This is a genomic window from Pseudoalteromonas sp. S408, from assembly GCF_005886645.1.
GTDB lineage: Bacteria > Pseudomonadota > Gammaproteobacteria > Enterobacterales > Alteromonadaceae > Pseudoalteromonas.
This window is the reverse complement of record NZ_PNDY01000002.1, coordinates 1-14,332: the sequence shown is the minus strand read 5'-3', so window position 1 is coordinate 14,332 and position 14,332 is coordinate 1. Positions and strand designations below refer to the sequence as shown.

Here is a 14,332-nt window from a genome sequence, read left to right as displayed (position 1 = left end):
CACTGGCTAATTTTGATCACAGTTTTGTTACACTGCGTATAGTGGTTAACAAAATTGTCTATTAGGTGGTTCTTTGAAATTGCGCATACTTCTATTAAATATCTACTTGTTATTATTCATTTTTAGCACCGCAGCATCAAGTGCAAATGTAATGGTACAAAAAGTAACAACGGAACGTACAAAAGAAGAGGTAAAAGCTGTAGGAAATGCAGAAGCAATTCATTCCGTTATATTATACCCTGCTGTTGGTGATAGAGTTACAGCAGTTCACTTTAAACCGGGTAACTTTGTTAAAGAAGGAGATGTTTTAGTTGAACTAGACTCTCGTAGGCAAAAAGCAGCGCTTCAACAAGCAGAAATAACCCTAGCAGACACTCAGCGTACACTTAACAGACTCAGCGAAAGTCACAAAAAAGGGGCAATCCCTAAAAGTGACTTAGATGATGCGAAAACTCTGCATGCACTTGCCGAGGTTGCACTTATCAATGCAAAAACAGACCTAGAAGATAGAACAGTACTTGCGCCATTCGATGGTGTGATGGGGCTTACTGATGTTGAAAAAGGGGATCGCATTACTGAGCAAACAGCCATAGCGACTATTGATGATACCCGCAGTTTGTATATCAACTTTAACGCACCTGAGTCAGCTGTCTCTATGCTAAAAAATAAAGGCATTGTGGAAGTAACACCATGGCAAAGTGCAAAAGCCATTAATGCTCAAGTTTCATATTTAGATTCGCGAATAAATCCACAAACCCGTACCTTACGAGTTAAAGCCAAACTGGAAAATACAAATGATCAGTTTATGCCAGGTATGAGCTTTCGAATTAATATTACAATGCAAGGGGAGTCATACGCGGTTGTGCCTGAAGCTGCACTTATGTGGGGAGCAACAGGTCCTTACGTTTGGAAAAGTATAAATAAAAAAGCTACGCGTATTGATGTAAAAATAGAGCAACGCTTAGCTGGGCGATTGCTAGTTTCAGGTAACTTAAATGAGAACGATATATTGGTTGTTGAAGGCGTGCAACGTCTACGCGAAAACCAAGCATTAACGTTCGCCAATGTCAGTAATTTAGAGGAATAATAATGAAAAATTCCCCTATGATGCAAGATCTCCCTTCAATGGCAATCCGCCGACCTGTTCTTATTGTTGTTTTAAATCTATTAATTATAATTGCCGGTTTAGCTGCAATCGCTGGCATTGAAGTTAGAGAGTTACCAGATGTTGATAGACCGCGTATAACAGTCTCAGCATCATTTCCTGGTGGGTCACCCGAAACGGTTGATACAGAAGTAACCAGCAAACTGGAAGGGGCGATAGCCCGAGTGAGTGGCGTTAAATCAATACGTGCACAAAGTGAAGAGGGCAGTGCTCGTATTGTTGTTGAATTTCGCCCTGGCGTTGACTTAGACAATGCAGCTAACGAAACCAGAGAGTCTGTTGCTCGTGTACAACGAGAGTTACCAGAGGAGGTGGAGCGTGTTGCCATTATCAAAGCCGATAACGATGCAGAAGCGGTTGTATCGCTCACTGTGTCAAGTAGTAGTCTGGCTCTTGAAGCCCTTACTGAGCGAGTCGAAACCGATTTAGCACCTCAATTTCTAACAATACCAGGCGTTGCCGATGTAAGGTTGAACGGAGACCGTAAACGCGTTTTACGTGTTCGTTTAGATCCCCTAAAATTAAGCAGTTTTAATCTTACTATTCCTGATGTAGCAGACGTTTTACGAGAAGCGCCTTTTGATGTACCCGCGGGTAGCCTTAAATCAAGTGACCAACAAGTAATTGTTAGAGCAGACGCAACTTCTATTACACCTAGTGAAGTTGCAGATATTATTGTTAGCGGCGATACACGAGTAGGTGATATTGCATCGGTCTATTTTGGTCCTGCAGATCCACGCTCTATGGTTCGTTTAGATGGCAAACCCGTAATTGGTATGGAGGTTATTCGCCAAGCACAGTCGAATACAATTGAAATATCGGATGAAGTGCTTCAGTTGCTCGAAAACATGCGCAAACGATTCCCTGAGCTCGAATTTACGCTAACCTCAGATGACGCGCAATTTATAAGAAGCTCAGTTGATGAAGTAATCAATTCCTTAGTGCTTACCGTTTTGTTAGTGGTAATAACATTATGGGTATTCATAGGCTCGTGGCGCGCTACACTTGTGCCAGCTTTTGCTATACCTGTTGCGCTTATAGGTTCACTTGCTCTTATTTGGGCCCTTGGTTTTTCTATCAATATACTCACTTTATTAGCGCTTGTGCTAGCCACGGGTTTAATAGTCGATGATGCAATTGTTGTGAGTGAAAACATACAACGTCAAAGAGGTTTAGGACTTGGTCGGCGCGCTGCCGCTGTCATAGGTACGAGAGAAGTATTTTTTGCGGTTGTTGCCACAACTGCGGTATTGGCAGCGGTTTTCATTCCTATTGCTTTTTTACCTTCTACTGCAGGGCGATTATTTAGAGAGTTTGGCGGGGTGCTTGCCGGCGCCGTTATTATTTCAAGTTTTGTCGCATTATCACTTGTTCCTGCATTGACTTCAAAATTAAAACTGAAAAAACAAAGCACCCACCCGTTTGCTAAAGTAGGCAATAAGCTTGTTAAGCTTTACAGTACAACGATAAAAAGCGTTTTGAACCGTGCTTGGTTAGTTCTCATAGCGTGCATATTAATAGCCTTTGGTTCTGGTGCATTGTATCTAAACCTCGACAACGAACTTTTACCCACAGAGGACAGGGGTAAAATACGAATTTTTGCCAGAGGACCTGATGGTGTAGGTTTGAACTTTATGGACAGGCAAGCAATGCAGATGGAAGATATTTTGTTGCCTTTCGTAGAAAGTGGTGAAATAGAATCTATATACACCGTTGTTGGGCAATGGGACCCTAATATAGTGTTTATAACGGTTCCTCTTAAGCATTGGGACGACCGTCAATTTACTCAACAAGAAATCATTAATAAAATTCGTGGTCCGTTAGGTGAAATTCCAGGCGCAGCCGGACGTGCATCGGGTTCAAACAGTTTAAATTTAAGAGGCCAAGGTGGCGGAATAGAAATTGCTTTATTAGGCCAAGATTACCAACAAATTTTTATTGCTGCGCAAGACTTTGCAAAACAAATTGAAAATGCAATCCCAGGTACAGCGCCTGTGCGAGTATCTTATCAGCCATCACAACCACAATTACGTGTAAATATTGATAGACGAAGAGCCGAAGAGTTGGGTGTATCGCTAAGTGATATTTCAATTACACTTCGTGCCGCCATAAATGGTGATGATATTGCTGATTTAAACATTGGTGACCAATCAATACCTATTATGTTGCAAGTGCAAAACCAAGTTATTCAAGATCCAAGTGATTTAGCAAACCTGTATGTGGCAAGTTCACAAGGAAGGTTAGTCCCAATTAGTAGCTTAGCTAATATTAGTGAAGAGGGCGTTGCTGCAGAGCTTGAGCGTCATGCTCAGCGTCGTGCTATTGAATTGGATATGGAATTACCCGATGGAATGACGATTGCAGATATAGTCGAGCAAATTCGTAATTTGTCTCAGCAGTCTTTGCCTCAGGGCATTACTCTTGCGTTTAAAGGCGAAGCGCTGACCTTCGAAGAAACTGCAAACGAAGTCCTTCTAACTTACGTTTTAGCATTCTTAATTGTATTGCTTGTATTAGCTGCTCAATTCGAAAGTGTTAACAGTGCCATAGTGGTAATGCTAACAGTTCCATTTGGTATTACCTCTGCCATCTTAGCGCTGTATTTAACGAATACGTCTCTCAATATTTATTCTCAAATTGGTTTAGTAATGTTGATTGGTCTGATTGCAAAAAATGCTATTTTACTGGTTGAATTTGCAGACCAACTTCGCGATCAAGGCTTATCTGTGCGTGAGGCGGTTGAAGAGGCTGCGCTGGTTAGGTTACGTCCAATCACTATGACACTCGTTTCTACGTTGCTTGGTGCACTACCATTAATATTATCAAGTGGGGCGGGTGCCGAAGCGCGTAATGCAATAGGTTGGGTTGTATTTGGTGGGCTGTCGCTTGCTGTTTTATTTACTTTATACTTAACACCAGTCATCTATTTAGGGCTTGCACGTTTTACTAAGCCAAGAGGGGATGAAACTAAACAGCTTGCTCAAGAGCTTGAACATACAGAGTAAATCTTTATGAGCCTAATTAATCTTTTTTCTTTAAAAAACGGTTAATTAGGCCCACAATTGCATTACTGGATATTAGTAGGGATCTATAATGCAAAGCGAGCAAATTGAAATAGCGCAATTTTTATCACAACACCCTCCTTTTGATGATCTTCCTCAAAAAGCATTAGATGAACTTGCCCAACAAGTTGAAGTCAGTTACTTCAGGGCTAATACCGATATTTTACAATATGGCCAAGACATAGCTGATTTATACATAATAAGAAGTGGCTCTGTTGAAATGTACCGACGTGATGGTGAGCTGTATAACCGTTTGGCCACCGCAGGAATATTTGGGCAAATGGGGTTACTAATGAATCGAAAGGTGCGTTTTCCGGCTACAGCGCTCGAAGACACCTTAGTTTATTGTATAAACGTTGACATTTTTTTGCAGTATTGTGATGAATATGAAGTATTTGCAGATTACTTTGAAACGGATGGTAACGTGCGTTTGCATCAGGCAATTGTAGAACAAGCCGATGGAAACGATTTAACGACTGCCAAAGTTAAATCGTTACTTCACCGAGAGGTTGTCACAGTTGACGCAACTGAAACAGTAAAAAATATAGCACAGCTAATGACTGATGAATCGGTATCGTCAGTGCTAGTTACCGACGTTAATAAGCCCGTAAATAACGACCCCCAAGAAGATGACGGGCAAGTTGTTGGCATAATAACAGATAAAGATTTACGCACTAAAGTTGTGGCGCAGGGGCTTGCTTTCAACACCCCTGCACACGTTATTATGTCCACTAACTTAGTGCTACTTGATCAAAATGACTATATTTTTGAAGCTGTGTTAGCCATGCTCAGAGATAACTTACATCATCTTCCAGTGGTACAAAAAAAACGGCCGATAGGTGTTATTTCTTTATCAGATATTTTGCGTTATGAATCGCAGAGTAGCTTATTGTTGGTGCGTGGTATATTGGCACAGCAGTCTGTGGAAGATTTAGCCCACTATGCAAATCAACTTCCCCGTGTATTTGTGCGCATGGTAAATGAAGACGCTAACTCTCACATGGTTGGTACTGCAATGGCTGTCATTGGCCGTACCTTTAAACAACGACTGCTAATACTTGCAGAAGAAAAGTTCGGCCCGCCGCCAGTACCTTACTGCTTTATTGCATTAGGCTCTATGGCAAGGGATGAACAACTTATTGTTACTGACCAAGATAATGCACTTATATTAGATAATAGTTATGACGATGAAAAACATAATACATATTTTCAAAACTTAAGTGACTTTGTTTGTGATGGATTAGCTGAATGTGGCTATAGCTATTGCGACGGTGAAATTATGGCATCCTTTAAAAAGTGGCGAAAAACACAAGACCAATGGTTTGAACAATTTTCCCAATGGATTGCTGAGCCTAAACCACAGGCTTTGCTTAATAGCTCTATATTTTTTGATTTAGACGGTGTGTGGGGTAAAACAAAATGGGCTGATGAGTTAAAAACATTTATTGCAAAACAAAGTGCAAGTAACAGAGTGTTTTTAGCTAACATGGCATCAAATGCTCGAAATAGAACACCTCCTCTTGGTTTTTTTAAAGGGTTTGTTCTCGAGCACAATGGACAGCATCAAAAGTCTATGAACTTAAAACGACGCGGTACTGCGCCATTGAGTGATGTAGTTCGTGTTCATGCACTTGCAATTGGCTCTCGTAAGCAAAATTCATTTGATCGTTTAGAAGATATTATAGAAGCCAATGTTTTACCTGAAGGTAAAGCGCAAGATTTACGTGATGCGTTAGAGTACATTTCAATGACGCGTATACGCCATCAGGCATGGCAAATTGAACAGGGTGAAGCACCCGATAATAACCTTGACCCTCATTTACTTTCTCCTTTCGAACAGCGACATTTGAAAGATGCTTTTGCTATTTTAGATAAGGCGCAAAGTTACCTTAAATTTTGTTATAGCGCACACTCAGGTGTGAAATAATCTATGTTTTTTAAAGAAGTAACAAACTGGAAAATACGTTATGCACAGCTTGCCGACAATACACAAAATAATTTAATAAAAGAGTTTTATTTATCGGCATTTAGCAATGCTAACGCCCCTATAAAAGAAATTTCTTTTGTTGCATTAGATTTTGAAACAACAGGGCTAAATAGCCAAACAGATGATATTGTGAGTGTAGGATTAGTTCCTTTTACATTAACGCGAATATACTGTAAACAGAGCAAGCACTGGCTTGTTCAGCCAAGACGAAACCTAAGTGAATCGTCTATTGTGATCCACGGTATTACTCATAATGATGTAGATAACGCGCCCGACTTTGACAACATTATTGCTCCTTTGCTTGATGCGTTACGTGCTAAGGTGATTGTTGTTCACTATGCGGCAATCGAACGTGGCTTTTTAAACAGTGCCTTAGTATTGCGATTAAGAGAGCATATTGAGTTTATGGTTGTTGATACCATGGAACTTGAGCGCAGAGCGCTCAAGGCAAAACAAGGCTTAATTGGGCAGTTATTTAACTCCAAATTGGGGTCGTTGAGGCTAAATGACTGTCGCAAACGTTATTCACTACCAGTTTATGAAGGGCATCATGCGCTAACTGATGCGCTTGCAACAGCTGAACTATTGCAAGCTCAATTACGCCATCATTACACTGAAGAAACCCCATTGTGTGAGATATGGAGCTGAACACATACAAATAAAAACGCCGCAAAAAATGCGGCGTTTTATTATTATTAATTTATTATTTAGTCGGTCTAGGCTCAGTTCTTAAACCTAACAACAAGCTCACACACATAAGTAAAAGCACAAACGTAAATGGTAAGCCTGTTGAAACTGCACCTGCTTGTAAGGCCTCAATAGCCTGTGTTCCGCCAATCCACAACAATGCTGCGGCAATAGCGCCCTCAACCGTAGCCCAAAATATACGTTGTGGAACAGGGGCGTCAATTTTACCACCAGCAGTAATAGAGTCGATGACTAACGAACCAGAGTCTGAAGAGGTAATAAAAAATACAAGTACAAGCACAATCGCAATAAACGATAATATATTTGCAAGCGGAAGCTCATCTAACATCTGAAACATTGCTAAAGGAACCTCAGTTAAGCCATTAAGCCCAAGCGCGCCTACACCATTTATAATTTGGTCAATTGCAATACCACCGTAAATAGACATCCACAATACCGTTACTAAGGTTGGGATTAGTAACACAGCGATTAAAAATTCACGAATAGTGCGCCCACGTGAAACACGAGCTATAAACATGCCAACGAAAGGTGACCACGAAATCCACCATGCCCAGTAAAATACAGTCCAACCGTGCATCCATGTTTCGTCTTCACGGCCATGTGGGTTACTTAAAGGAATAATGTTTTCAACATAGCCCATCACGGTATTTGGAATGTTGCCCATAGCTACAGCAAATCCCACAAGGCAAACAAACAATAACAATACAAACGCTATTAGCATGTTTATATTACTAAGTAGTTTTACACCGCCATCAATGCCGCGAACAACAGAGATAACCGCTAATAAAGTAACCCCTACAATCACTAATATTTGCGAACCAATACCGCCTTCTAAACCAAAGACATGATTAATACCTGCAGAGGCTTGTTGGGCACCCAATCCTAGAGAGGTAGCTAGACCAAACAAAGTCGCCAAAACAGCCAAAATATCAATAATATGACCCGGCCATCCCCACGCCTTATCACCTAAAATAGGGTAAAAAATCGAACGAATTGATAGTGGTAGCCCTTTATTGTAAGCAAAAAAAGCAAGGGATAAACTCACCACTGCATAGATTGCCCACGGATGAAGCCCCCAGTGAAACATGGTTGCTCCCATAGCTAGCTTTGCTGCTTCTGGCGTGTTTGCTGCAACGTTTAGCGGTGTTTCGTACCAACCAGTATAATAAGCAACAGGTTCAGCTACACCCCAAAACATAAGGCCAATACCCATACCCGCTGCAAATAACATGGCAAGCCATGAAAGACGTGTATGAGATGGTTTAGCTTCACTTCCTCCTAAGCGTATATTTCCATATGGAGATACAATAAGTGCTAAACAGAAAACGACAAAAAAGTTAGCAGCCCACATAAATAGCGCATCGAAGTTATTAATGATATCGAATTTAATTGTATCTAGTGCCGTTTTAGCTGTTTGTGGCTCAGTAACAAGTAAGGCAACTAAAAATAAAATAATAAGGCCCGCACTGATCCCAAAAACAGGGTTATGAATATCAAACCCCCACTTTTGAACGTTATCCTGTCCTACGGTGTAATCTGTATTGTCGATACTATATTTGTCATGATTTTCCTTCATGCAATACCTCTTTTTTAATTATAAATAACTGGTTTATCCAGCCGCCCATTAAATACATTAGTCTATATACAGAGAATGAAAAATAATTTGAAGACTAACTAATAATATTCCTATCTTACAGATGATATGAGGTTGCATAAACGTTTAAAGTAACAAATAGTCAAAATATCGTGTTTTTTGGGTATTGTTAGCCATATAAATAGCGATTTTAGAAATTAATGATATGCAGGCAATATTTATAAGGTTAGAACTTAAACTATAATTTAACAAATAGTTATTTATAAACTAAGTGGTCTATTAAGGTTGGGATGTAAACTGTAATAAATGGGGTGGGGGAGTTTTATACACTGCATAAAATTTATGCAGTGTATAAATTAGTGCTTATTTTTTACCTGTGTAAGCGTCGTTGTGAACGCCCGCTGCACGACCAGAAGGGTCTGCATTGTTTTGGAACGACTCATCCCAAGCAAGTGCTTCAGGAGTTGAACAAGCAACTGACTTGCCATGTGGTACACACTTTGCTGATGCGTCACCTGGGAAGTGCGACTCAAAAATAGTACGGTAGTAGTAAGCTTCTTTTGAATCAGGGGTATTAATAGGGTATTTGAACTTTGCATTAGCAAGGTCTTGATCGCTTACTTGCTCTTCAACATACTCTTTTAATGTATCTATCCAGCTGTAACCAACACCATCAGAAAACTGTTCTTTTTGGCGCCATAAAACTTCATCTGGTAAATAACCGCCAAAACCTTCACGTAAAATATGCTTTTCAATTTTGCCATCTTTGCACATTTTTGCTTCAGGATTGATGCGCATAGCAACATCAACAAATTCTTTATCAAGGAATGGTACGCGTGCTTCAACGCCCCATGCGGCCATCGACTTATTAGCGCGCAGGCAGTCAAACATATGAAGTTTAGAAACTTTACGGTTTAGTTCTTCATGAAACTCTTGTGCATTAGGAGCCTTGTGGAAATATAAGTAACCACCAAATAATTCATCTGCACCTTCACCAGAAAGAACCATTTTAATACCCATGGCTTTAATTTGACGCGCCATTAAATACATAGGGGTTGATGCACGAATTGTGGTTACATCATAGGTTTCTATGTGGTAAATGACCTCTCGAAGCGCATCAATACCTTCTTGAATAGTAAAAATGATAGGGTGATGCACCGTACCAATCATATCTGCAACTTTTTGAGCCGCCGCTAAATCGGGCGAACCTTCAAGGCCAACTGAAAATGAGTGAAGTTTGGGCCACCAAGCATCGCTTTCGTCGTTATCTTCAATACGTTTAGCAGCAAAACGCTGTGTAATAGCAGAAATAACTGATGAGTCTAATCCACCTGACAGTAATACACCGTATGGTACATCACACATAAGTTGGCGTTTAACGGCTGCTTCTAATGCGTCTTTTACATCTGCCGACTCTGCGCTGTTATCTTTAACTGCGTCGAAAGTTTGCCAATCACGTTTGTAATAAGGCTTAAGTTCACCATCTTTACTGTAAAGGTAATGGCCAGGGGGGAATTCTTCAATGTGTTTACAAATTGGAGAAAGTGCTTTCAGCTCAGAGGCAACATAAAAGTTACCATGTTCATCGTGGCCAGTGTAAAGCGGTATAATACCGATATGATCACGACCAATTAAGTAGGCGTCATTTTCTTCATCGTATAGGCAAAACGCAAAAATACCATTTAAGTCATCTAAAAACTCAGGGCCTTTTTGTTTGTATAGCGCTAAGATAACTTCACAATCAGACTGCGTCTGGAACGTAAAATCAGTGTCTAAATTCGCAGCTAACTCTTTGTGATTATATATTTCCCCATTTACCGCTAATATATTCGTTTTTTCTGGGTTGTATAAAGGTTGCGCACCGCTAGATACGCCAACAATTGCAAGACGCTCATGAACTAAAACTGCTTTTTCAGACGCGTAAACACCAGACCAATCTGGCCCTCGGTGTCGTAGTAATTTTGACATTTCAATTGCTTGGGTACGCAATTGAGCGGGATCAGATTTTATATCTAATACCCCAAAGATTGAACACATAGTAACTCCTCATTCCTATTATGTGTGCAGAACAGCCAATTTGCTGAACTGCGAACCCTTGTTTTATCAGAAATAATTACTCAAGTCACACAGCTTTTGCAATTAATTAAGAATAATTTATGCACCAATGTTTAACTCGTTGCACCTTGTTGGTTAATAGGGCGAAACTCTGATTATTTTTACATCAATTTGCTGTGTAAACTCTGAACTATTAATTAGACAATCAAGCAGGCCGAACTTGTTTATGTAACTAAGTAGTGCAATGAACTACATTAAATTACGCGCGGTTTAACGTCCCCCATTATTGCCTAGGCCTCTACTTTTAAGTGCAATGCTTAACTGGTTTAAATGGCCTTTGAGTTTTTGTTTAGCTTTTAGTGCTTGTTCAAACGTCACGTATTCAAATTCAATTGTATCTAGCGGTTTATATTGAGCAAATTGATGTAAATCTGCTTCAATGACGGTGCCTAATAAGGGATAACCTCCCGTTGTTTGTGCATCGTTTAACAATACAATGGGTTCTCCATTTGGGGGCAGTTGGATACTTCCTGGACTCACAGCAAGAGAAGGTAATGAGTGTGAGTGAGTTAAAGAATAATCATCACTTTGGAGTCTTACGCCCATACGGTTACTATTGTGACTCACTTTAAACGACGACTGAGTAAACCCATTAATGATCTGTTTGGAGAAAAGCTCTGCGTATGGGCTTGGGTATACACGCACAATTTTACGTTTTGGCGGCATAAGTGCGCCGCATTGAGTAAATTCTGATTGGTAAGGAGTAATTTTAATATTGTCACCGGCTATGAGCGATTTGCCATTTAGTCCGCCAAAACCAGCATTTAAATCAGTGGCTCTAGAATTCATAATAACCGAGCTTTGAATTCCCCCTTTAACGGCAATGTAGGCTCTTAATCCGGCTCTCCCTGTTGAAAACTTAAGCACTTGTTTTTGTTTTACATTGTATGTCCAACCCGGGTAAATAGGTTTTTCATCAAGTGTTGCATTTAAATCAGCACCAAATAAGGCAATAACTGTGTTGCATTCAAACTCAAGTTCGCACATGCCAACAGTCACCTCAAGCACAGCGGCATTTTTATCATTATTTAAAAGGCAGTTTGCTATGGTTTGTGCATAAGGGTCTAAGCTACCAGACTGACTAACGCCTAAATGGCGGTATCCGCTGCGTCCAAAATCTTGAATGGTCAGTAATGGGCCACTTTTAATCACTTTAATCATGATTTATTTCCCCACCGAAATAGGTATAAATTCGAGCGTATCACCTGGCTGTATTAAACATGGTTTTTTTAGCTTTGCATCAAACAAGGGCGTGTCAGTATGGCCAATAATATGCCAACCACCGGGCGAATCTGAAGGGTAAATCGCTGTTTGCTCAGCGCCAATAGCAACAGAGCCTTTAGGCACTTTTAGGCGAGGCTCGGAACGTCTTGGTGTATAAAGATGTTCGTTTAACCCGTTTAAGTATGCAAAACCAGGTAGAAACCCTAAAAATAAAACAGCGTACTGCGCTTCACTGTGAAGATTAATGACGTCATCAATACTTAAATTATGAAAGTTGGCAACGTAGTTTAAATCTGCCCCATTGTAATGCGTCTTAATTTTATGATGTTTAGCAACAAACTCATTTGGCTTAATGTTATTCCAAATACCTAGTAATTCTTCATGCCATTTGGCTAACTCTATTTCTTGCTTAAGATACAAAGTGAGTGAGGTCATAGCTGGTACAACGTCGATAAATGACCCACTTGTATTACAGTGGCTTGCTAAAGACCAAATTTTGTTTTGAATACTGAGAGTGTCGTTAGCGCTTAAATGAGATGCATCAAACATTAGGCTATTGTTTGATAGAGCGTAAACGTGAGGATTTTGCATTGGTAAAACCTAATTCGGACATCATTAAGCAAACCTAACACATATTTAGTTAATTATTGACAACCTTGAGACTAACAAAAAACATTTTATACAAAATAGTTAATACACTAATTCTGTAATTTCATTGCCAATGAGGTTTAAAAGTAAACTTTATATCTTAATCCTCGTAATAAATAAGCACGTAGTTTGAAATAATAATCAAGATTAAATGGTCTCAATGAGTACGGACTTGTTTAGAGGTATATTATGAATTATCAGCAATTATTATATTTATCGGGCGCTGCCATTATATTTAGCGCAGGCACTTTTGCTTTATCAATGGAAAAAGTAGAACAAAGCAATGTAGAAGCGAGCATGCATGTAGAAACCCTTGTACTAGGATCGGGGTGTTTTTGGGGCGCAGAAAAACGCTATGAAGCACTAGAAGGAGTGATTGATGCAGAGTCTGGCTATGCTGATGGAAAAGGCTTTGAGGCTACTTACAGAAATATTACTAAGCAATCACGTCGTTTTGACGAAAACAACTACGCTGAAGTAGTCAAAGTTACTTACAACAGCAATATTATTTCCTCACAAGCATTACTTAAAAATTACTTTGAAAGTCACGATCCTACCCAGCTAAACAAACAAGGTAACGACATTGGTACGCAATACCGTTCAATTATTTTAACGAGCAACAATGAGCAAAGTGACACTGCTTTCAAGGTTAAAGCGCAGTACCAACAATTATTAACCAATGCAGGGTATGGAGATATAGTCACTGCAATAAAGCCACTCGAGGGGTTTATTGCCGCGGAAGAATACCATCAAAATTATTTACAGAAAAATCCTAATGGCTATTGCCCTGATCATTCTACTGGTGTTGTTTTTGAACCAGTACCTGATGAAACTAAAGACAACACTGCATTGTTAGCAGGTAAGCAAATAGTGGTTATAGACTCACGCGATTATTGCCCCTACTGCGAGAAGTTTAAAAAAGAGGTGGCGAATGACTACAAAGGAACGATTCCTTTATCATTTAGATTTGCCGATCAATTAGATGGATTAACGATTAAATCGGCTACTTGGGCAACACCGACTATTCTATTTTTAGAAAATGGCGAAGAAGTATACGGACGCCAGGGCTATGCAAACCGCGATACTTTTTATAAAGCCCTAGGGGCATTTAAATTAGGAAATAGCGAAGCCTATAAGGTCGCATTTAATGCCAAAACAGATCGTCCTTATTGTAAAGAATACAAAATATTTAAAAATACTCCAGATGGTACCTTTGTTGACAAGCTCAGTGGAGAGGCTTTGTTTGATACCCGTGATCGCTTTAATTCTGGCACAGGTTGGCTGTCGTTTACGCACCCTGTTAAAAATAGTGTAACCGAACATGAAGACAACAGTTGGGGCATGCAGCGCATAGAGTTGAGGTCTAAAAGTTCAGGAATTCATTTAGGTCACTTATTTCCGGGCGAAGGCCCAAGAGGGGAAGACAGATATTGTATCAATGCAACCGTATTAGACTTTATACCTCGCGATAATAGCTAACATTACATATAAACCAATTGGTCTATAAGTAAAGTTAGTCCACTGAATTAAGTGACGGTGTGAGGGTATGGAAACATTGCCTAGTAAATAATTACGCTAAAGTTATTTAAAAGAGAGTTTTGTACGTTGGCAGTGGCGCTAGGTGGATAAGGGTTACTATTTATGTAATGTTTTACTCGTTTGTAAATAGGCATAAAAAAGCCCTTAATTACTTAAGGGCTTTCAAATATTTGGGATAGGGTGTAATTAAGTTGTAAAATAAAACAGCCCAAACTAGGTCACCACCTAACTTGAACTGTTTTTCACACTGACAACATCTTCACACACAATACAGATTCGGTTACTGCCAA

9 protein-coding genes are annotated in these 14,332 nt (G+C 39.8%); 5 read left to right on the top strand and 4 right to left on the bottom strand.

Annotation, left to right across the window (positions count from 1 at the left end; translation table 11 throughout):
- Positions 1-73 precede the first annotated feature (73 nt).
- From CWB62_RS02435 to CWB62_RS02420, 4 genes are all read left to right on the top strand, one after another.
- Positions 74-1,087: an efflux RND transporter periplasmic adaptor subunit gene (locus CWB62_RS02435; RefSeq protein ID WP_138530174.1), complete on the top strand. Its 1,014-nt coding sequence runs from the start codon at positions 74-76 to the stop codon at positions 1,085-1,087.
- Positions 1,088-1,089: 2 nt separating this feature from the next.
- Positions 1,090-4,170, top strand: a complete 3,081-nt coding sequence (locus tag CWB62_RS02430) for an efflux RND transporter permease subunit (protein WP_138530176.1) — start codon at positions 1,090-1,092, stop codon at positions 4,168-4,170.
- 88 nt (positions 4,171-4,258) lie between these two features.
- A complete protein-coding gene (locus CWB62_RS02425) occupies positions 4,259-6,154 on the top strand; it encodes a DUF294 nucleotidyltransferase-like domain-containing protein (protein ID WP_138530177.1) in 1,896 nt (631 codons plus the stop codon).
- Positions 6,155-6,157: 3 nt separating this feature from the next.
- Positions 6,158-6,862, top strand: a complete 705-nt coding sequence (locus CWB62_RS02420; protein ID WP_138530179.1) for a 3'-5' exonuclease — start codon at positions 6,158-6,160, stop codon at positions 6,860-6,862.
- A gap of 55 nt (positions 6,863-6,917) precedes the next feature.
- On the opposite strand, the gene CWB62_RS02415 is transcribed toward CWB62_RS02420, so the two are convergent.
- The 4 genes from CWB62_RS02415 to pxpB all read right to left on the bottom strand — a co-directional run bounded on the left by CWB62_RS02415 (position 6,918) and on the right by pxpB (position 12,446).
- Positions 6,918-8,498, bottom strand: a complete 1,581-nt coding sequence (locus CWB62_RS02415; RefSeq protein WP_138530181.1) for a BCCT family transporter — start codon at positions 8,496-8,498, stop codon at positions 6,918-6,920.
- A gap of 381 nt (positions 8,499-8,879) precedes the next feature.
- On the bottom strand, positions 8,880-10,553 hold the full coding sequence (gene asnB / locus CWB62_RS02410) for an asparagine synthase B (protein WP_058403964.1): 1,674 nt from the start codon (positions 10,551-10,553) through the stop codon (positions 8,880-8,882).
- A 288-nt stretch (positions 10,554-10,841) separates the two neighbouring features.
- Positions 10,842-11,792 carry a 5-oxoprolinase subunit C family protein gene (locus CWB62_RS02405; RefSeq protein WP_058403965.1) on the bottom strand — a complete coding sequence of 317 codons (951 nt, stop codon included), beginning with the start codon at positions 11,790-11,792 and terminating at the stop codon, positions 10,842-10,844.
- Positions 11,793-11,795: 3 nt separating this feature from the next.
- A complete protein-coding gene (pxpB, locus tag CWB62_RS02400) occupies positions 11,796-12,446 on the bottom strand; it encodes a 5-oxoprolinase subunit PxpB (protein WP_138530183.1) in 651 nt (216 codons plus the stop codon).
- A 246-nt stretch (positions 12,447-12,692) separates the two neighbouring features.
- Between pxpB and msrA the strand changes: the two genes are divergently transcribed.
- Positions 12,693-13,982, top strand: a complete 1,290-nt coding sequence (gene msrA / locus CWB62_RS02395) for a peptide-methionine (S)-S-oxide reductase MsrA (protein WP_138530185.1) — start codon at positions 12,693-12,695, stop codon at positions 13,980-13,982.
- Positions 13,983-14,332 lie beyond the last annotated feature (350 nt).

What these genes read in the sequence shown, in the direction of transcription:
- pxpB (WP_138530183.1), bottom strand. Translation starts at nt 12,446, where the DNA reads ATGCAAAATCCTCACGTTTACGCTCTATCAAACAATAGCCTAATGTTT.
- asnB (WP_058403964.1), bottom strand. Translation starts at nt 10,553, where the DNA reads ATGTGTTCAATCTTTGGGGTATTAGATATAAAATCTGATCCCGCTCAA.
- CWB62_RS02405 (WP_058403965.1), bottom strand. Translation starts at nt 11,792, where the DNA reads ATGATTAAAGTGATTAAAAGTGGCCCATTACTGACCATTCAAGATTTT.
- CWB62_RS02415 (WP_138530181.1), bottom strand. Translation starts at nt 8,498, where the DNA reads ATGAAGGAAAATCATGACAAATATAGTATCGACAATACAGATTACACC.
- msrA (WP_138530185.1), top strand. Translation starts at nt 12,693, where the DNA reads ATGAATTATCAGCAATTATTATATTTATCGGGCGCTGCCATTATATTT.
- CWB62_RS02430 (WP_138530176.1), top strand. Translation starts at nt 1,090, where the DNA reads ATGAAAAATTCCCCTATGATGCAAGATCTCCCTTCAATGGCAATCCGC.
- CWB62_RS02425 (WP_138530177.1), top strand. Translation starts at nt 4,259, where the DNA reads ATGCAAAGCGAGCAAATTGAAATAGCGCAATTTTTATCACAACACCCT.
- CWB62_RS02420 (WP_138530179.1), top strand. Translation starts at nt 6,158, where the DNA reads ATGTTTTTTAAAGAAGTAACAAACTGGAAAATACGTTATGCACAGCTT.